Below are 17172 nucleotides of genomic sequence, written 5' to 3'. Positions count from 1 at the left end.
GGGCCGGTCAACGGCCGCGTCGAGCGCGTCACCGGGCCAGGTCGCTCAGCGAGTCCCCGGCCGTCCGGATCCCGCCGAACAGGATGATCGACGCGGCCACCGCGATCATGCCGACCATCAGCCCGAACGTGCCGCGCGGGCCGAACGCCGCCAGCGCGGCGACCACGATGTAGGGCTGCACCGCGCCGCCGAGGTGCCCCAGGCCGTCGCCGATGGACATGCCGGAGGCGCGGGCGCGCGTCGGGAACACCTCCGAGGTGTAGGCGTAGCCCAGCGCCGGCGCCATGATCCAGATCCCGGCGAGGAACGCGCCGACGATCAGCAGGCCAGGCCCGTGGCTCACCGCGACCAGGGTGATGCCGAGCATCCCGACGAGTCCGGCCGCGGCCGCCGAGTGCTTGCGGTTCCAGCGGTCGATGACCAGTACGGACACGAACCCGCCGACGAGGAAACCGAGGTCGCCGATGGCGCTGTACAGCAGGCTCTTCCCGACGCCCATCTCGTCCAGCAGCGTCGGCAGGTAGGCCAGGTAGGCGTACGCGGCCATGTAGCTGAAGAACCAGAACAGGAACACGACGATTACCCGGCCGAGGTACGGCGGACGCAGCAGCTCCCAGGTCGGGAAGGTGGACAGGTCCCCCTCGGCCGCGGCGGGACGCGGCTCGGGCAGCGTGTGTCCCCGCGCCCGGACGTGCGTCTCCATGCGGTCCAGCAGCCCGTCCGCGCGATCGGGCCGGCCGTGCAGCACGAGCCAGCGCGGCGACTCGGGCACCCACCGGTCGGTGAGGAAGACCAGCACGACGATCGCGAGGGCGCCGAGGGCGAACACCACCCGCCACCCGATGTCCGCGGGCAGCCACGAGATCAGGCCGAGCCCGATCCACGGTGCGGCCGCGAGCCCGACACCGCCCCAGAAGACGTTGAGCGCCACGCCGCGCCCGCGCAGCCGCGGCGGGGACAGCTCGGTCATGATCGTCGCGGCGAGCGCGATCTCCGCCCCCATCCCCAGCCCGGTGACGGCCCGGAAGATCGCCAGGCTGGTCACGCTCCAGGACAGGGCGGTGAGGACGGCCCCGACCGACAGCAGCACCACCGACAGCGCGAGCGCGCGCCGGCGGCCGATGTAGTCGGCGAGGCTGGACAGGACGTAGGCGCCGACGATGTAGGCGAAGAGGTTCGTCGTCACCGGCAGGGCGAGGTCCGCGCCGCTGAGCCCGAACCGCTCCTCCAGCACCGGCAGCGTGACCCCGATCGCGGTGATGTCGTAGAAGGTGAAGAAGTACGACGCCCCGACGACGACGAACACCACGGGCGAGAGCCCGAAGACCGGAAGCCGGTCCAGCCGGGCGTTCACCCGCGCGACGCGCTCCGCGGTGACTGACTGTGAACCCATGGTGGCCATGGCGGCCTCTCCCGGTCCGGCGGTGTGACGAGCGGAAGTGTTGCACCGTGAATCAGTTCACGCAGGGTGGATCACCTTGCGATCTGCTTTCGGCCCCGCCCCTTGCCACGGGCCCGTAATGTCCGTACATTTTGTGCGGCCGTCCCGAGGGGAGAGACATGAGTAGCGTGCCGGCCGGCTGGGCACCCGGTCATCCCCACGCGGGTCTGCTCGGCTCCGCCGCCGCAGGCCTCGGCCGTGCCGGACGGGTCGTCCGCCGGGTCGGCCCCGGTCTCGCGCTCGCCCTGCTGGTCGCCGCGGCCGCCACCGGCCTCGGCCGGCTCGTCCCGGTGCTCGGCGGGCCGGTGCTCGGGATCGTGCTCGGCGCGCTGGTCGGCGCGGTGGTCCGCCCGGGCCGGGTCCTCGCCCCGGGCCTGGCCGTCGCCGCCCGGCCGCTGCTGCAGGCGTCGATCGTCGTGCTCGGGACCGGCATCTCGCTGCAGCAGGTGGTGCACGTCGGGCTCGGCTCGCTCCCGGTCATGCTCGGCACGCTCGCGGTGGCCCTCGGCGGCGGCTGGCTGCTCGGCCGCCTGCTCGGCGTCACCGGCGACACCCGCACCCTGGTCTCGGTCGGGACCGGCATCTGCGGGGCCTCGGCGATCGCCGCGGTCGCCTCGGTGATCGAGCCCCGGCGGACCGACCTCGCCTACGCGGTCGGCACGATCGTGACCTTCAACGTGGCCGCCGTGCTGCTCTTCCCGGTGGTCGGGCACGCGCTCGCGATGGACCAGACGGCGTTCGGCCTCTGGGCCGGGACGGCGATCAACGACACCTCGTCCGTGGTCGCGGCGGCCGTCTCCTACGGGCCGGAGGCCGCGCAGGAGGGGATCGTCGTCAAGCTGACGAGAACTCTGATGATCGTGCCGGTGGTGCTGGCCCTGGCGATGCTGCGCGGGCGCCGGACCGGCGACACCCGCCGGGTGCCGTGGCGGAAGGTCGTCCCGCTGTTCCTGGTCGGCTTCCTCCTCGCCGCCGGCGCGCAGAGCCTCGGCCTGGTCCCGGCGGGCTGGCACGCGGGCCTCGCCCTGCTCGGTACCTTCCTCCTGACGACGGCGCTGGCCGGCATCGGCCTCACCCTCCGGTTCGCCGACATGCGCGCCGCCGGGTTCCGCCCGCTCCTGCTCGGCGGGCTGCTCTGGGTCGCCGTGGCCGCGTCGAGCCTGGGCCTGCAGGCCGCCACCGGCGCGCTGTAGCTCAGGCGAGCCGCCCCGCCAGGGCCTCGTGCCGGCGTGCGCTGTCGGCGTTCATCCCGGTGATCGTCACCTCGGTCCCGCGGGCCGCGTACTTCTGCGCGACGGCGTCGAGCACGGCCACCGTGGAGGCGTCCCAGACGTGCGCGCCGGAGAGGTCGATCGTGACCTCGGCGGGGTCGTCGGCGTAGGCGAAGCGGAGCACGAGGTCGTTGCTGGAGGCGAAGAACAACTGGCCGCGGACGCGGTAGACCACCTGCTCCCCGACGGCCTCCCGGTCGATCTCCACCAGCCGGGCGACGCGCCGCACGAACAGCAGCGCGGCCACGACGACCCCCACCCCGACGCCGTAGGCCAGGTTGTGGGTCGCGACGGTGACCACCACCGTCGCGAGCATTACCGCCGTCTCGCTGCGCGGCATGCGGCGCAGCGTGCGGAGGCTGTGCCAGTCGAAGGTCCCCACCGCCACCATGATCATGACGCCGGCGAGGGCGGCCATCGGGATCCGCGCGACGACCGGGCCGAGGACCACGCAGAGCACGATCAGGAACAGGCCGGCCAGGAAGGTGGACAGCCGGGTGCGGGCGCCGGCCCGGACGTTGATCATCGTCTGGCCGATCATCGCGCAGCCGCCCATGCCGCCGAAGATCCCGGTGACGACGTTGGCCACGCCCTGGCCCCAGGACTCGCGGCGGGCGTCGGAGCGCGTGTCGGTGATCTCGTCGACGAGCCGGGCGGTCATCAGCGACTCGAGCAGCCCGACCAGCGCCATCCCGACCGCGTACGGCGCGATGATGCGCAGCGTCTCCCAGCTCAGGGGCACGTCGGGCAGGCCCGGCACCGGGAGCGTCGACGGCAGGGCGCCCTGGTCGCCGACGGTGGGCACGGAGATCCCGGCGCCGACCGTGACCGCGGTGAGCACGACGATCGCGACGAGCGGGGCCGGCACCACCGTGGTGAGCCGGGGCAGCAGGACCATGATCGCCAGGCCGACGGCCAGCAGCGGGTAGACCGCCCAGGGCACGCCCCAGACCTGCGGGAACTGCGCGGCCGCGATGAGGATCGCGAGCGCGTTGACGAAGCCGACCATCACGCTGCGCGGCAGGAAGCGCATCAGCTTCGCCACCCCCAGCAGCCCGAACACCGCCTGCAGCACCCCGGCCAGGATCACCGCGGCGACCAGGTACGGCAGCCCGTGGTCGCGCACCAGCGGGGCCACGACGAGAGCCACCGCCCCGGTCGCCGCGGAGATCATCGCCGGACGACCGCCGACCACCGCGATCGTCACGGCCATGGTGAACGAGGCGAACAGCCCCACCTGCGGCTCGACGCCGGCGATGAGGGAGAAGGCGATCGCCTCCGGGATGAGGGCGAGCGCGACCACGAGGCCGGACAGCAGCTCGGTGCGCAGCACGGCGGGCTTCGTCGGCGCAGCCAGGGCAGGCGGGGCGGACAGGGCAGGACGGGACACGGGCGGCCTTCACGGGTCGTCGCCGGGCAGCGGTCGGCGACGGTGCGGAGGCTGCGGCGTGAGTGCGGGTGAGGGGGAGTGCGCGAACGGCGCGGGGTGACGCTAAGGGCGCGCGGGGCGTTGCGGGCGAACCGGTGTGACCGACCCGACGCCGCCCGTACGTCCGTCCGGCCCTGAACGATCGATAAGAAGACTTGAGTGTGACGTCGCCGTCATGTGAGACTCGCGCGGTCGTCCGAGACCCCCCAGCGTCGGAGGAAGTGTGAAGACCAAGGGTGCACTGCTGTACGAGCCGAACGCCGACTGGAAGGTCGAGGAGATCGAGATCGGGGATCCGGTCCCGGGCGAGGTGCAGGTCCGGCTCGCGGCCACCGGCCTCTGCCACTCCGACGAGCACGTCCGCACCGGGGCCAACACCGTGCCCGTGTACCCCGTCCTCGGCGGGCACGAGGGCGCCGGCGTGGTGACCCGGGTGGGCCCGGGCGTCGTCGGGCTGCAGGAGGGCGACCACGTCGTCCTCGGCTTCATCCCCGCCTGCGGCGTCTGCCGGCCGTGCTCGAAGGGCATGCAGAACCTCTGCGACCAGGGCGCGAACCTGCTGACCGGCAAGGCGATCGCCGACGACACCTTCCGGATCACCGCCTCCGGCAACCCGGTGTCGCCGATGTGCCTGCTGGGCACGTTCTCCCCGTACGTCTGCGTCAACCAGTCGTCCGTGATCAAGATCGAGAAGGACGTCGACCTGGCCACCGCGGCCCTGCTCGGCTGCGGCGTCTCCACCGGCTGGGGCTCCACCGCCTCGATCGGCGGCACCAAGGCCGGCGACGTCGTGGTGGTCGTCGGCGTCGGCGGCGTCGGGATCAACGCGGTGCAGGGCGCCGCGGCGGCCGGCGCGCGGATGGTCGTCGCGGTCGACCCGGTCGCCTACAAGCGCGAGTGGGCCCAGGAGTTCGGTGCCACCCACACCTTCTCCTCCATGGCCGAGGCGCTCGAGCCGCTCCGCGACCTCACCTGGGGCACCATGGCCGACACCGTGGCGCTGACCGTCGGTGAGCTCGAGGGCGACATGATCCAGCCCGCGCTGGACCTCACGGCGAAGGGCGGCCAGGTCGTCGTCACGGCGATCGCGGACATGCAGCAGATCGACGCCAAGGTCGGGCTGTTCGAGCTGGCCCTGCTGCAGAAGCGGATCCAGGGCGCGATCTTCGGCGGGATCAGCCCGCGCACCCAGATCCCCCGGCTGCTCGACGAGTACCGCGCGGGCCGGCTCAAGCTCGACGAGCTCGTGACCCGCACGTACACCCTGGAGGAGATCAACCAGGGCTACCAGGACATGCGCGACGGGAAGAACCTGCGCGGCGTCGTCCGCTACACCGAGGCCGACTGGTAGGCCGGTCCGGGGCAGACTCTCCTCCGGCGGTCGCGACGCCCGCGGCCGCCGGAGGAGCACCACGTCCAGGCGACCTCAGGAGAACGATGACGTCCCCGCGACTGCCCGGCAGCGGCCAGCACTGGATCGCGCAGATCGACCGGCACGCCCACCAGACACCCGACCGCGCCGCCCTCGTCTTCCGCGGCGAGCGCATCACGTGGACGCGGCTGCGCGCCCGGGTGCGCGCGCTGGCCGGGGCCCTGGCCGAACAGGGCGTCCGCGAGGGCGACCGGGTCGCGGTGCTGATGAGCAACCGGCCCGAGTTCCTGGAGGCCGTGCTCGCCGCGAACGCCCTGCGCGCCATCGCGGTGCCGGTGAACTTCCGGCTCTCCGCCGAGGAGGTCGCGTTCATCCTCGGCGACAGCGGCTCCGTCGCGCTGGCCGTCGACGCCGACCTCGCCCCGCTCGCGGCGCAGGTCCGCGGCACGCTCGCGGGCCCGGCCGTCGTGCTGGTCACCGGGACCGATCCCGCCGCCGCGGGCCCCGGCTCCCTGTCGTTCGACGAGCTGGCTGCCGGGCCGGAGCGCCCGCTGCCCGAGGTCGCGATCGACGAGCACGACCCGGCGCTGATCATGTACACGTCCGGCACCACCGGGCGGCCGAAGGGCGCGGTGCTCAGCCACCTCAACCTGTCGGTGCAGACCCAGACGCTGATCCGCTACTGGCGCCTCTACCGGGACGACGAGGTCAACCTCTGCGCCTCGCCGATGTTCCACATCGCGGCGATCGGCGGGATCGCGCCGCTCATCGCGACCGGCGGCACCACGGTGATCCTGCCCAGCGGCCAGTTCGACCCGGACGGGCTGCTCGACGTCCTGCAGCGCGAGCGGGTCACGCACGTGTTCCTCGTCCCGGCGCAGTGGCAGGCCGTGGTCGCCGTGCCCGACGCCGGTGCGCGGGCCGCCCACCTGCGGGTCATGTGCTGGGGCGCGGCCCCGGCGTCGGTCACCCTGCTGGAGCGGATGGCCGAGACCTTCCCGGGTGTGCCCAACGTCTGCACCTTCGGCCAGACCGAGATGTCCCCGGTCACCACGGTGCTGGAGGGCGAGGACGCGATCCGCAAGATCGGCTCCGTGGGCAGGCCGGTCCCGGCCGTGTCCATCCGGATCGTCGACGACGAGATGAAGGACGTCGCGCAGGGCGAGGTCGGCGAGATCGTCTACCGCGGCCCGAACCTGATGGTCGGCTACTGGAACCTGCCGGAGGCCACGGCGGACGCGTTCGCCGGCGGCTGGTTCCACTCCGGCGACCTGGTGCGGGAGGACGAGGAGGGCTTCCTCTACGTCGTCGACCGCAAGAAGGACATGATCATCTCCGGCGGGGAGAACATCTACTGCGCCGAGGTCGAGAACGTCCTGGCCGCGCACCCCGAGGTGGCCGACGTCGCCGTGGTCGCCGCGCCGCACGAGAAGTGGGGCGAGACCCCGGTCGCCGTGGTCGTGCCGCTGGACCCGGCCGCCCCGCCGTCGCTCGACGACCTCACCGAGTGGTGCCGCACCCGGCTCGCCTCCTACAAGAAGCCGACCCGGCTGCTGGTGCTCGACGCGCTGCCCCGCAACGCCTCGGGCAAGGTCCTCAAGCCGGTGCTGCGCGACCGCGTGCGATGAGTCCGGGGTCCCGCGACGGTCACCAGGACATGCTGATCGTCGCGGGACACCTCGTCGTCGACCCCGCCGAGCGGGACGGCTACGTCGCCGGATGTGCGCAGGTCGTGGAGCTCGCCCGGGCGGCCGAGGGCTGCCTGGACTTCTCCATCACCGCGGACGTGCTCGACCCGGGCAGGGTGAACGTCTACGAACGCTGGACGGCGGAGGAGCCGCTGCTCGCCTTCCGGGGCAGCGGGCCCTCCGAGGGCCAGCAGGCGCAGATCCTCGACGCGGACGTGAAGCGGTACACGGTCTCCGCAGTGGGCGATCCCTAGGGAGACCTGCGGCCGCCGCCGAGCAGGCCGCCGAGGAGGTCGCCCAGCCCGCCGCCGAGGATCCCGCCCTGGCCGGACCGCCCGCCCGCGCCGCCGAGGATCCCGCCGAGCAGGTCCCCGAGCCCGCCGCCGGAGCCCGCGCCGGACCCGGGCAGCCCGCCCGTGCCCGCGGACCCGCCGGCCACCTTCTTGGCCAGGTAGGACATCACGATCGGGGCGAGGATCGGCAGCAGCTTCGCGATCAGGCCGGAGCCGTCCTGCCCGCCGAGCGCACCCTGCGCGCCGGGGGCCGCGGCCCCGCCGCCGGGGCTCCCCCCGAGCGGGCCGAGCCCGCCCAGCTGGTTGACCACCATCGGGCGCTGCTCGCCGAACACGTGCCCGACGATCCGGTCGCCGTCCGAGGTGTCGACCTGTCCGAGGTCCACCCCGCCGTCGATGAGGCCGGAGTCGTGCTGCTGCACCGCGTGCGCGAGGGAGGCGGCCCCCGCGGGGTCCTCCGCGTTGGCCTGGATGCCGCCGAGCAGGGCCGGCAGGGCCTGGCGGGCGGCGTGTTCCGCGGTGGCCTCGTCGACGCCCAGGCGGGCCGCGAGGTCTCCGAGCGGAACCTGGGCGAGGATCTCGTCGACCGGGCTCATGCGGCGGAGACTAGCGGCGGTCCCGTGGTCCGCGCGCCCTGTCCGTCGTCCGGGACCGTCCACAGGGGTGTCCACAGGGCCCCGGGTAGGTTCCGCGCGAGACACGAGGAGGCGTCATGCGGCTGGGGTTCCACATCGGCTACTGGTCCTCGGGCCCGCCACCGGGTGCGCAGGAGTCGGTGCTGGCCGCCGAGCGGCTGGGCTACGAGTCGGTGTGGTCGGCCGAGGCCTACGGCTCGGACTGCCTCACCCCGCTGGCCTGGTGGGGCGCCGCGACCAGCCGGATCACGCTGGGCACCAACATCCTGCAGATGTCGGCGCGCACCCCGACCGCCGCCGCGATGGCCGCGCTGACGATGGACCACCTCTCCGGCGGCCGGTTCGTGCTGGGCCTCGGCGCGTCGGGCCCGCAGGTCGTGGAGGGCTGGTACGGGCAGCGCTACCCGCGGCCACTGGCCCGCACCCGCGAGTACATCGCGATCGTGCGGAAGGTGCTGGCCCGCGAGGAGCCGGTGGCGTTCGACGGCGAGTTCTACCGGCTGCCGGTCGACGGCGGCGCCGGCCTGGGCAAGCCGCTGCGCTCGACGGTCCACCCCGTGCGCCCGGACCTGCCGATCTACCTGGCCGCCGAGGGCCCGAAGAACGTCGCGCTGGCCGCCGAGATCGCGGACGGCTGGCTGCCGCTCTTCTTCTCCCCCAAGGCCGACGCGTTCTACCGCGAGGCCCTCGCCGAGGGCTTCGCCCGGCCCGGGGCACGCCGCACGGCGGACGACTTCCGGGTCCAGGCCTCCCTGCCCGTGATCGTCGACGCGGACGTCGAGCGCGCCGCCGACCACGTCCGCCCCTTCCTCGCCCTTTACGTCGGCGGGATGGGCGCCAAGGACGCCAACTTCCACAACCAGGTCTTCGTCCGGATGGGCTGGGAGGCCGAGTGCGTCCGGATCCAGGAGCTGTACCTGGAGGGCCGGAAGAAGGATGCGGTCGCCGCGGTGCCCACGGCGATGGTCGAGGACGTCGCGCTGGTCGGGCCGACGGAGAAGATCCGCGCGGAGCTCCCCGCCTGGGAGGAGACCGTCGTCGACACGATCCTCGTGCAGGGGAACCCGCGCGGCCTCGAGGCCGTGGCCGACGCACTGTCCTGAGCGAGCGGCGCGTTCGCTCAGTAGGTGTGAGCGAGAGCGCCGTTCACCGGGGTCGGGGGCGCGGTCAGAAGCGGTACCGGGTCTGACCGTAGGTGCCCTTGGCGAAGGCCCACACCGCCTCGGGGGCCACGGCGAACACCAGGGCGGGGCCGCCGTCGCCGACGAAGGTGCCGTCGTCCGCGACGTCGAAATGCCACTCCTCGCCGTACTTCGCGACGTAGGCGTCGGCGACGGCCTGCAGCGCCGCGGTGTCCGTGACGCGCACCGCCTCGCCCTCGACGACGACGTCGAGCCCCCGGTCCAGGTCGTTGCAGCCGGTCGTGACCACGCAGCCCGGGGTCTCCGCGAGGTTGCGGGCCTTGCGCTCCCCCGCCCCGGTGCAGAAGTGCAGTGCCCCCTCGTGCCACACCGCGATCAGCGGCGTGACGTGCGGGCGGCGGCCGCCGGGCCGGACCGTCGAGACCCAGTACAGCGGGGCGGCGGCGAGCCGCGCGCGGGCGGTCGCCCACGGCGTCGGCTGGGCGGCGGGCTCGCTGTAGCGGCCGTCGAACTCGGTCACCGGCTCGAGCGTGCGGGTCATGGCGGGCCTCCTCGGGTCGTCGTCGGATGGACCGCCGCCACGCCCGGAACTCATCGCCTACCGTGGGAGCCGGGGGTGCTCCATGAGGTACGAGTCCGCCGTCGAGAAGGCCATCCGCGAGGCCGTGGAACGCGGCGAGTTCGACGACCTGCCCGGCAAGGGCCGGCCGCTGCCGAACCTGGCCGACGCGGACGAGAACTGGTGGATCAAGGGCTATCTGCGGCGCGAGGGCGTGCCGTCCGACGTGCTGCTGCCCACCCCGGTCCAGCTCCGCAAGGAGGTCGAGCGGCTGCCGGAGACGGTCCGTGACCTGCCCACCGAGCAGGCCGTGCGCGATCTCGTCGCCGAGCTGAACGCCCGCATCGCGGGCTACCTGCGCGCCCCGGACGGGCCGCGGCTGCCGCTGCGCCGGGCCGATCCCGACGCCGTCGTGGAGGCCTGGCGGGCCCACCGGGAGACGCGTTCGGACGCCCTGCGACGGGCCCGCGCCCGGGAGACGCCCGCGCCGCGGCGGAGCCCGTGGTGGCGCCGGGGTGCCGGGGCGAACTAGCGTCGAAAGATCACCGTCGCTCGTGGAGGTACCTCGTGCCCGACCGCTGGGGCATCACCCTGCCGCTCTCCGGCCTCCCGCTCCGCGAGCAACGCGCGGTGGTCGAACGGCTCCCCGACCTCGGCTACACGGACGTCTGGAGCGCCGAGGCGGACCGGACCGACGCGTTCACCCCGCTGGTCCTTGCCGCGCAGTGGGCCCCGGCGCTGCGGCTGGGCACCGCGATCGTGCCGGCCTTCACCCGCGGCCCGGCCCTCCTCGCGCAGTCCGCGGCCACCCTGGCCAACCTGGCACCCGGCCGGTTCGCGCTCGGCATCGGCAGCTCGTCCGACGTGATCGTGGAGGGCTGGAACGGCATCCCGTTCGACGAGCCCTACGGGCGGGTGCGGGACACCCTGCGGTTCCTCCGCGCGGCGTTCACCGGCGAGCGGGTGGCCGAGGACTGGGCGTCGTTCTCGATCCGCGGGTTCCGGCTGGGCGAGGTGCCCGACCCGGTGCCGCCGGTGCTGGTCGCGGCGCTGCGGCCCGGGATGCTGCGGCTCGCCGGCCGGGAGGGCGACGGCGCGATCGTCAACTGGCTCACGGCCGACGACGTCCGGGCCGTCGCCCCGCACGTGCGCGAGTACGGCAAACCCGACGCCGAGATCGTGGCCCGGATCTTCGTGGTGCCCGACGCCGAGCCGGACGAGGCCCGCGCGCTGGGCCGCCGGCTCGCCGCCGCCTACCTCAACGTCCCGGTCTACCGCGCCTTCCACCAGTGGCTCGGCCGCACCGAGCTCGGGCCGATGTGGAAGCTCTGGGCGGACGGGGACCGGCGCGGTGCCGTCGAGGCCATTCCCGACGACGTCGTCGACCGGCTGGTGCTGCACGGTCCCGCCGCCGCGGTGCGCGAGCAGGTGGAGGAGTACGTGAAGGCGGGGGTGAGCACACCGGTGCTGGCGCCGCTCGGCGGCGGGGACCCGGTCGCGACCGTCGAGGCCCTGGCGCCGCAGTAGCCCGATAGCCCGGTAGCTCAGTTGCGGGGGCGCAGCCCGTCCATGACCAGGTCGAGCAGGCGGCCGGCCTGCTCGCGCTGCTCGGGCGCACCGGCGGACAGCGTGATCCCGGACAGCGCGGCGATCACGTCCCCGGGGTCGACGTCCGAGCGCAGGGTGCCCTCCTGCGCGCCGGCCTCGAGGAAGGAGCCGACGGCCTCGCGCATCCGCGCCTTGGTCTCGGCGTACGGGTTGCCGCCGGTCGCGACGATCGCCCGCAGGGTGTCGGCCATGCCGCGCTTGGCCGTCATGTAGTCGACGAAGCGGTCCATCCAGGTCCGCATCGCACGGTCCGGCGGCTCGGCCTCGAGCAGGCCGGGGACCGCGTCGCACAACCGGGCCACCTCACTGCGGTACGCCGCCTCGACCAGGGCCTCCCGCGTGGGGAAGTGCCGGTAGAGCGTGCCGATCCCGACGCCGGCCGCCTTCGCGATGCCCTCCAGCGACACGTCCCGGCCGGGCTGGGAGAAGGCCTCGACGGCCACCTGGAGCAGCCGTTCGCGGTTGCGCCGTGCGTCCGCGCGCAGCGGCCGTCCCGACTCCGCCACCGCGTCGCCACCAGTTGTGACCTGCATCACTGTCTCCTGTCAACCGGAACAGCCTCCGGTTCACCCGGGTTCGGACCGGAGGCAGCTCCGGTTGCACTGTACGCGCCCGGGCGCACTCGCCGGGCGTGCCACGATTCTGCGGAAGGGGTTCCCATGACCGTCACGTTCACCCCCTCGATCTCCCGCCCCTTCACCGGCCCGTTCGGGGCCGACACCACCGCCGCCGAGGTCGTCGCCGGCCTCGACCTGGGCGGCCGCCGCGCCGTCGTCACCGGCGGGGCCTCCGGCATCGGCCTCGAGACCGCCCGCGCGCTCGCCTCCGCCGGCGCCTGCGTGACGCTCGCCGTGCGCGACCTCGACGCGGGGGCCGCCACCGCCGCCGAGATCACCCGGGTCACCGGCAACGAGCTCGTCTCGGTGGCCCGGCTCGACCTCACCGACCGCACGTCCATCCGGGCCTTCGTGGCCAACTGGGACGGCCCGCTCCACATGCTGGTGCTCAACGCCGGGGTCATGGCGGCGCCGCTGACCCGCACCGCGGACCACTGGGAGCTGCAGTTCGCGACCAACCACCTCGGGCACTTCGCCCTGGCCACCGGCCTGTTCCCGGCGCTCGTCGCCGCGGACGGGGCGCGGGTGGTGTCGGTGTCGTCGGCGGCGCACCTGCGCTCGCCGGTCGTGTTCGACGACGTCCACTACCACGGCCGGGACTACGACCCGTGGACCGCGTACGGGCAGTCCAAGACCGCGAACGTGCTGTTCGCGGTGCAGGCCAACCGGCAGTGGGGCGGCGACGGGATCCACGTCAACGCCCTCAGCCCGGGCGGGATCCGCACGAACCTGCAGCGCCACCTCGGCCCGGCCGAGCTCACGTCGCTGGAGGAGCGGGGCGCCGCGATGGGCTGGAAGACGCCTGAGCAGGGGGCCGCGACCTCGGTGCTGCTCGCCGCGTCGCCGCTGGTGGAGGGCATCGGCGGGCGGTACTTCGAGGACTGTGCCGAGGCCGGCCCGCACGTGCCGGGCACCTACCGGGGCGTCGCGGACTACGCCGTGGACCCCGAGTCCGCCGAGCGGCTGTGGGACGTCTCGATGGCGACCATCAAGGTGTGACGGGCGCTCCGCCTCAGGGTGTGAACACCCCCGCCCGTTCGAGGTGGACCCGCAGCAGCTCGCCGATGTGCAGCATGTGGTCGCGCATGGCCGCCCGCGCCGCCCCCGCGTCGCGGGCGGCCAGCGCCGCGAGCACCGGGCCGTGGTCGCGGACCGAGGCCTGCACCCACCCGTCGACGCGGCCGTAGTGGCTGCGCGGCAGGTACTTGAGCGACATCGTCAGCTGGGTCTGCAGCCGCGCGGAGAGGCCCGGCCGGTTGATCGCCGAGTGGATCTCGTGGTTGAACCGGAAGACCTCGTCCGGATCGCCGGCGCGGGCGGCGTCGACCAGCCCGGCCTGCAGCTCGTGCAGCCGGCGCACGTCGGCGTCGCTCAGCAGGTCCACGGCCCGCGCCGCCAGCTCGCCCTCGATGAACGCGGCCACGGCGAACATGTCCACGACGTCCCGCTCGGTCAGCGGCACCACCCGGAACCCCCGCCGGGGCTCCCAGCGCACGGCGCCCTCGCTGTGCAGCACCATCAGCGCCTCGCGCACCGGCGTGGCACTCACCCCGAGCCGCTCGGCGAGCTGCTCGGTGCGCAGGTAGTCCGCCCCGCGGAGCTCCCCGGACATGATCGCCTCGCGGACGACCATCGCGACGTGCTCGGACAGCTGGCGCCGCTCCGTCCCCACCGGGATCGCCATCCCGGCAGCCTAGCCAGTGATCAGGCCGGGGCTGGGTCCACGGGCGCGGCGGCATCGGCGGGGCTGGCCGACCCCATCCCGTGCCGGGCGAGGAACTCCAGGGCCAGGTCCGCGGCGTCCCGCCAGGTCGAGTCGACGGCGTAGGAGTGGCCGGCATCCGGGAACGCGGCCCACTCCGTGACCCCGGGGCTGCGGGAGAGGATCCGGTAGGCGGCGCGGCTGGTCGCCTCCGGCACCGTCCGGTCCTTCCCGGCCCCGACGACGAGCACGGGCCCGCGATCGCGGTGCACGTCGACCGAGGCCTCGCTGTGCAGCGCGAAGTTGGCGGTCGCGGCCTGGAACAGCGGCTTCATCGGCGAGGGGACGGCGTAGGCGTCGTAGAGCGCGTCGGACTCCTCGCGGCTGATCGCGTTGGCGAAGCCCGCGTGCCAGGAGTCCTTCGAGTGGATCCAGCTCCGGGTCCGCAGCTTCGGCCTGCTCAGCACCGGGAACGCCGTCCTGAGCTGAGCGGGCGGCAGCGCCAGGTTGCCCTTGAACTGGGCGGGCGAGATCGCGATGCAGGCCCGCGCGCACCCCTGGCCCAGGAGCTTCTCGGCGATCAGCCCGCCGAAGGAGTGGCCGATCACGATCGGCTGGGTGGGCAGGTCGGAGATCAGCGAGGCGAAGTGGTCCGTGACCACGGCGATGCCGCGGTTCGCGACGGCATCGGGGTCGGCGCGGCACTCCTCGGCCGTCGGCGCCTCGCCGGGCCAGCCGGGGGCGACGGGCGCGTACCCGCGTTCGGTGAACAGCTCGACCCACGGCGTCCAGCTCGACGCGTGCAGCCAGAGGCCGTGGACGAAGACGACGGGATCGGGTCGGACGCGGGAATCGACACGTGTGTCCTCCGTGGATGGCCGGAAAGCGCAGCGTAAGGCCGTTCCGCAGGACGGTCGATCGCCCGGGTGCCGGAGCCGTGATCTTTCCCGCCGACGGTCCGGGTCCGCCGCCGGTCGAGCACCGGCCGGGACGAACCGGACCGACCGGCGGGATTACGTGCCGATCAGCTGGGGCAGACTGCCGGTGTGGAGGACTTCTTCTCGGCCTACCGGCACGGCTTCCTGCGCACGGCCGCCTGCACGATCCACACGACGATCGCCGACCCGTCGGCGAACGCCGCCGCCGTCCTGGAGACGGCGCGCGCGCTCGACGAGGACGGGGTCGGGCTCGCGGTCTTCCCCGAGCTCACGCTGACCGGCTACTCGATCGAGGACATTCTCCTGCAGGACACGCTCCTCGACGCGGTGGCCGCGGCGCTCGACGAGATCGTGGCCGGCTCGGCCGGGCTGCTGCCGGTACTCGTGGTGGGCGCGCCCCTGCGCCACCGGCAGCGCGTGCGCAACTGCGCGGTCGTGATCCACCGGGGCCGCGTCCTCGGCGTCGCGCCGAAGTCCTACCTGCCGACCTACCGGGAGTTCTACGAACGCCGGCAGATCGGCGCGGGCGACGACGTCACCGGCACGATCCGGATCGGCGGCGAGGACGTGCCGATCGGGCCCGACCTGCTGTTCGCCGCCTCCGACGTGCCCGGCTTCGTGCTGCACGTGGAGATCTGCGAGGACATGTGGGTGCCGGTCCCGCCCTCGGCAGAGGCCGCGCTGGCCGGCGCGACGGTGCTGGCCAACCTGTCCGGCAGCCCGATCACCGTGGGCCGGGCCGAGGACCGGAAGCTCATGGCCCGCAGCGCCTCCTCGCGCTGCCTGGCCGCCTACGTCTACGCCGCCGCCGGCGAGGGCGAGTCGTCGACCGACCTCGCGTGGGACGGCCAGACGATGATCTACGAGAACGGCCTGCTGCTCGCCGAGACCGAGCGCTTCCCCCAGGGCGCGCGCCAGTCCGTGGCCGACGTCGACATCGCGACCCTCTCCGCCGAGCGGGTGCGGATGGGGACGTTCGACGACAACCGCCGCCACCACGCCGACCGCACGGACGCCTTCCGACGCATCGAGTTCCGGCTCGACCCGCCGCGCGGCGACCTCGGCCTGCGCCGCGAGATCGAGCGCTTCCCGTTCGTGCCCGCGGACGAGTCGCGCCTCGAGCAGGACTGCTACGAGGCCTACAACATCCAGGTCTCCGGCCTGGAGCAGCGGATGCGGGCGATCGGGAACCCGAAGATCGTCATCGGGGTGTCCGGCGGCCTGGACTCCACGCATGCGCTGATCGTGGCGGCGCGGGCGATGGACCGGGCCGGGCGGCCGCGCAGCGACATCCTCGGGTTCACCCTGCCCGGCTTCGCCACCGGCGACCGGACGAAGGGCAACGCGTACCGCCTCGCCGAGGCCCTCGGCGTCACCTTCGAGGAGATCGACATCACCGAGACCGCGCGGCTGATGCTGCGCAACCTCGGCCACCCGTTCTCCTCCGGCGAGCCCGTCTACGACGTGACGTTCGAGAACGTCCAGGCCGGCCTGCGCACCGACTACCTGTTCCGGGCGGCCAACCAGCGCGGCGGGATCGTGCTCGGCACCGGCGACCTCTCCGAGCTGGCGCTGGGGTGGTCGACCTACGGCGTCGGCGACCAGATGTCGCACTACAACGTCAACGGCGGGGTGCCGAAGACCCTGATCCAGCACCTGATCCGGTGGGTCGTCTCGTCGAAGCAGTTCGACGACGAGGTGGGCGAGGTCCTCACGGACGTGCTCGACACCGAGATCACCCCGGAGCTGGTGCCGACCGGCGAGGACGAGGAGGTCCAGAGCAGCGAGGCGAAGGTGGGCCCCTACTCGCTGCAGGACTTCACGCTCTTCTACACGCTCCGTTACGGGCTGCGGCCGTCGAAGATCGCCTTCCTGCAGTGGCACGCCTGGCACGACCCGGCACAGGGCCCGTGGCCGCCCGGCTTCCCCGAGCACGAGCGGCCGAGCTACTCGATGGCGGACATCCGGCGCTGGAGCGAGGTGTTCGCGCAGCGGTTCTTCTCGTTCAGCCAGTTCAAGCGCAGCGCGCTGCCGAACGGCCCGAAGGTCTCCGCGGGCGGGTCGCTCTCCCCGCGCGGGGACTGGCGGGCGCCGTCGGACATGTCGGCGCGGATCTGGCTCGACGAGATCCGCCGCGAGGTGCCCGAAAGCTAGCCGGGTGTGCGCGCTGCTGCGCCGGACGGCGTAACGCCGAGCGGGCGGTGACGACTACAGGGACGGGAGCCATCCGTTCGAGGGAGTCCGTCGTGCCCGACCGTCACACAGCGTGGGGAGCCTCCGGCTGGGGCTGCAACGCCCGCGAGCCCTGGGCGCCACCGCTGTTCACCGCCGCGCCGGCCGCCGACGAGCGCGGACCCGCGGGCCGGGCCTCGCTGGTCGTCCTCGCCGTGCTGAGCCTCCTGCTGGCGGGCACCGCCTACGCCTACGGCGTCCTCCACCTGTTCTGACCCTCGCCGGCCGGCGGGCGCGATGAGTTC

16 protein-coding genes and 1 pseudogene are annotated in these 17172 nt (G+C 73.7%); 10 read left to right on the top strand and 7 right to left on the bottom strand.

Annotated elements, in window-relative coordinates:
* Nucleotides 1-28 precede the first annotated feature (28 nt).
* Complete coding sequence (locus ACQP04_RS01375; RefSeq protein WP_433505274.1) at nt 29-1393, bottom strand: MFS transporter; 1365 nt, start codon at nt 1391-1393, stop codon at nt 29-31.
* Nucleotides 1394-1560: 167 nt separating this feature from the next.
* Here ACQP04_RS01375 and ACQP04_RS01370 point away from each other — a divergent pair, with 167 nt between their 5' ends.
* Nucleotides 1561-2634, top strand: a complete 1074-nt coding sequence (locus ACQP04_RS01370) for a YeiH family protein (RefSeq protein WP_433505273.1) — start codon at nt 1561-1563, stop codon at nt 2632-2634.
* A 1-nt stretch (nt 2635) separates the two neighbouring features.
* Here the strand turns inward: ACQP04_RS01370 and ACQP04_RS01365 are convergent, their stop codons facing one another.
* The gene (locus tag ACQP04_RS01365; RefSeq protein WP_433505272.1) at nt 2636-4102 is read right to left on the bottom strand and encodes a SulP family inorganic anion transporter; all 1467 of its coding nucleotides are present in this window, start codon (nt 4100-4102) and stop codon (nt 2636-2638) included.
* A gap of 262 nt (nt 4103-4364) precedes the next feature.
* Here ACQP04_RS01365 and ACQP04_RS01360 point away from each other — a divergent pair, with 262 nt between their 5' ends.
* From ACQP04_RS01360 to ACQP04_RS01350, 3 genes are all read left to right on the top strand, one after another.
* Nucleotides 4365-5492: an NDMA-dependent alcohol dehydrogenase gene (locus ACQP04_RS01360; RefSeq protein ID WP_433505271.1), complete on the top strand. Its 1128-nt coding sequence runs from the start codon at nt 4365-4367 to the stop codon at nt 5490-5492.
* A gap of 86 nt (nt 5493-5578) precedes the next feature.
* Complete coding sequence (locus ACQP04_RS01355) at nt 5579-7141, top strand: long-chain-fatty-acid--CoA ligase (protein WP_433505270.1); 1563 nt, start codon at nt 5579-5581, stop codon at nt 7139-7141.
* 29 nt (nt 7142-7170) lie between these two features.
* Complete coding sequence (locus ACQP04_RS01350) at nt 7171-7455, top strand: putative quinol monooxygenase (protein ID WP_433505269.1); 285 nt, start codon at nt 7171-7173, stop codon at nt 7453-7455.
* Here the strand turns inward: ACQP04_RS01350 and ACQP04_RS01345 are convergent.
* Nucleotides 7452-8090, bottom strand: coding sequence for a DUF937 domain-containing protein (locus ACQP04_RS01345; protein ID WP_433505268.1), 639 nt, complete (start codon nt 8088-8090; stop codon nt 7452-7454). The genes ACQP04_RS01350 and ACQP04_RS01345 overlap by 4 nt on opposite strands.
* 116 nt (nt 8091-8206) lie before the next feature.
* Here ACQP04_RS01345 and ACQP04_RS01340 point away from each other — a divergent pair, with 116 nt between their 5' ends.
* Nucleotides 8207-9232, top strand: a complete 1026-nt coding sequence (locus ACQP04_RS01340; RefSeq protein WP_433505267.1) for an LLM class F420-dependent oxidoreductase — start codon at nt 8207-8209, stop codon at nt 9230-9232.
* Nucleotides 9233-9296: 64 nt separating this feature from the next.
* Here ACQP04_RS01340 and ACQP04_RS01335 read toward each other — a convergent pair whose 3' ends face one another.
* Complete coding sequence (locus ACQP04_RS01335; RefSeq protein ID WP_433505266.1) at nt 9297-9812, bottom strand: pyridoxamine 5'-phosphate oxidase family protein; 516 nt, start codon at nt 9810-9812, stop codon at nt 9297-9299.
* Between the two features lie 82 nt (nt 9813-9894).
* Here ACQP04_RS01335 and ACQP04_RS01330 point away from each other — a divergent pair, with 82 nt between their 5' ends.
* Nucleotides 9895-10362 carry a DUF1992 domain-containing protein gene (locus ACQP04_RS01330; RefSeq protein ID WP_433505265.1) on the top strand — a complete coding sequence of 156 codons (468 nt, stop codon included), beginning with the start codon at nt 9895-9897 and terminating at the stop codon, nt 10360-10362.
* A 35-nt stretch (nt 10363-10397) separates the two neighbouring features.
* Nucleotides 10398-11357, top strand: a complete 960-nt coding sequence (locus ACQP04_RS01325) for an LLM class F420-dependent oxidoreductase (RefSeq protein WP_037048463.1) — start codon at nt 10398-10400, stop codon at nt 11355-11357.
* Nucleotides 11358-11374: 17 nt separating this feature from the next.
* Here ACQP04_RS01325 and ACQP04_RS01320 read toward each other — a convergent pair whose 3' ends face one another.
* Complete coding sequence (locus ACQP04_RS01320; protein ID WP_433505264.1) at nt 11375-11971, bottom strand: TetR/AcrR family transcriptional regulator; 597 nt, start codon at nt 11969-11971, stop codon at nt 11375-11377.
* A 126-nt stretch (nt 11972-12097) separates the two neighbouring features.
* On the opposite strand from ACQP04_RS01320, the gene ACQP04_RS01315 reads away from it, so the two are divergent.
* Complete coding sequence (locus tag ACQP04_RS01315) at nt 12098-13054, top strand: SDR family NAD(P)-dependent oxidoreductase (protein ID WP_433505263.1); 957 nt, start codon at nt 12098-12100, stop codon at nt 13052-13054.
* Nucleotides 13055-13067: 13 nt separating this feature from the next.
* On the opposite strand, the gene ACQP04_RS01310 is transcribed toward ACQP04_RS01315, so the two are convergent.
* Nucleotides 13068-13739 (bottom strand): GntR family transcriptional regulator, encoded by a 672-nt coding sequence (locus tag ACQP04_RS01310; protein ID WP_433505262.1) that lies wholly within the window; start codon nt 13737-13739, stop codon nt 13068-13070.
* A gap of 20 nt (nt 13740-13759) precedes the next feature.
* Nucleotides 13760-14578, bottom strand: a pseudogene (locus ACQP04_RS01305) (alpha/beta hydrolase); the annotation flags it as partial.
* 225 nt (nt 14579-14803) lie between these two features.
* Between ACQP04_RS01305 and ACQP04_RS01300 the strand changes: the two are divergent.
* Both ACQP04_RS01300 and ACQP04_RS01295 read left to right on the top strand, forming a co-directional pair.
* Nucleotides 14804-16849: an NAD(+) synthase gene (locus ACQP04_RS01300; protein WP_433505261.1), complete on the top strand. Its 2046-nt coding sequence runs from the start codon at nt 14804-14806 to the stop codon at nt 16847-16849.
* 92 nt (nt 16850-16941) lie between these two features.
* A complete protein-coding gene (locus tag ACQP04_RS01295) occupies nt 16942-17142 on the top strand; it encodes a hypothetical protein (RefSeq protein WP_037048455.1) in 201 nt (66 codons plus the stop codon).
* Nucleotides 17143-17172 lie beyond the last annotated feature (30 nt).

Source organism: Pseudonocardia halophobica (assembly GCF_050948485.1).
In the GTDB taxonomy this organism is placed as follows: domain Bacteria; phylum Actinomycetota; class Actinomycetes; order Mycobacteriales; family Pseudonocardiaceae; genus Pseudonocardia; species Pseudonocardia halophobica.
The sequence above is the reverse complement of the archived record's forward strand: the minus strand, read 5'-3'. Positions and strand labels throughout refer to the sequence as shown.

Bases quoted from the DNA above. Each gene is read 5' to 3' on its own strand.
- ACQP04_RS01375 (WP_433505274.1), bottom strand. From the start codon at position 1,393: ATGGGTTCACAGTCAGTCACCGCGGAGCGCGTCGCGCGGGTGAACGCC.
- ACQP04_RS01370 (WP_433505273.1), top strand. From the start codon at position 1,561: ATGAGTAGCGTGCCGGCCGGCTGGGCACCCGGTCATCCCCACGCGGGT.
- ACQP04_RS01355 (WP_433505270.1), top strand. From the start codon at position 5,579: ATGACGTCCCCGCGACTGCCCGGCAGCGGCCAGCACTGGATCGCGCAG.
- ACQP04_RS01350 (WP_433505269.1), top strand. From the start codon at position 7,171: ATGCTGATCGTCGCGGGACACCTCGTCGTCGACCCCGCCGAGCGGGAC.
- ACQP04_RS01345 (WP_433505268.1), bottom strand. From the start codon at position 8,090: ATGAGCCCGGTCGACGAGATCCTCGCCCAGGTTCCGCTCGGAGACCTC.
- ACQP04_RS01340 (WP_433505267.1), top strand. From the start codon at position 8,207: ATGCGGCTGGGGTTCCACATCGGCTACTGGTCCTCGGGCCCGCCACCG.
- ACQP04_RS01335 (WP_433505266.1), bottom strand. From the start codon at position 9,812: ATGACCCGCACGCTCGAGCCGGTGACCGAGTTCGACGGCCGCTACAGC.
- ACQP04_RS01330 (WP_433505265.1), top strand. From the start codon at position 9,895: ATGAGGTACGAGTCCGCCGTCGAGAAGGCCATCCGCGAGGCCGTGGAA.
- ACQP04_RS01320 (WP_433505264.1), bottom strand. From the start codon at position 11,971: ATGCAGGTCACAACTGGTGGCGACGCGGTGGCGGAGTCGGGACGGCCG.
- ACQP04_RS01315 (WP_433505263.1), top strand. From the start codon at position 12,098: ATGACCGTCACGTTCACCCCCTCGATCTCCCGCCCCTTCACCGGCCCG.
- ACQP04_RS01310 (WP_433505262.1), bottom strand. From the start codon at position 13,739: ATGGCGATCCCGGTGGGGACGGAGCGGCGCCAGCTGTCCGAGCACGTC.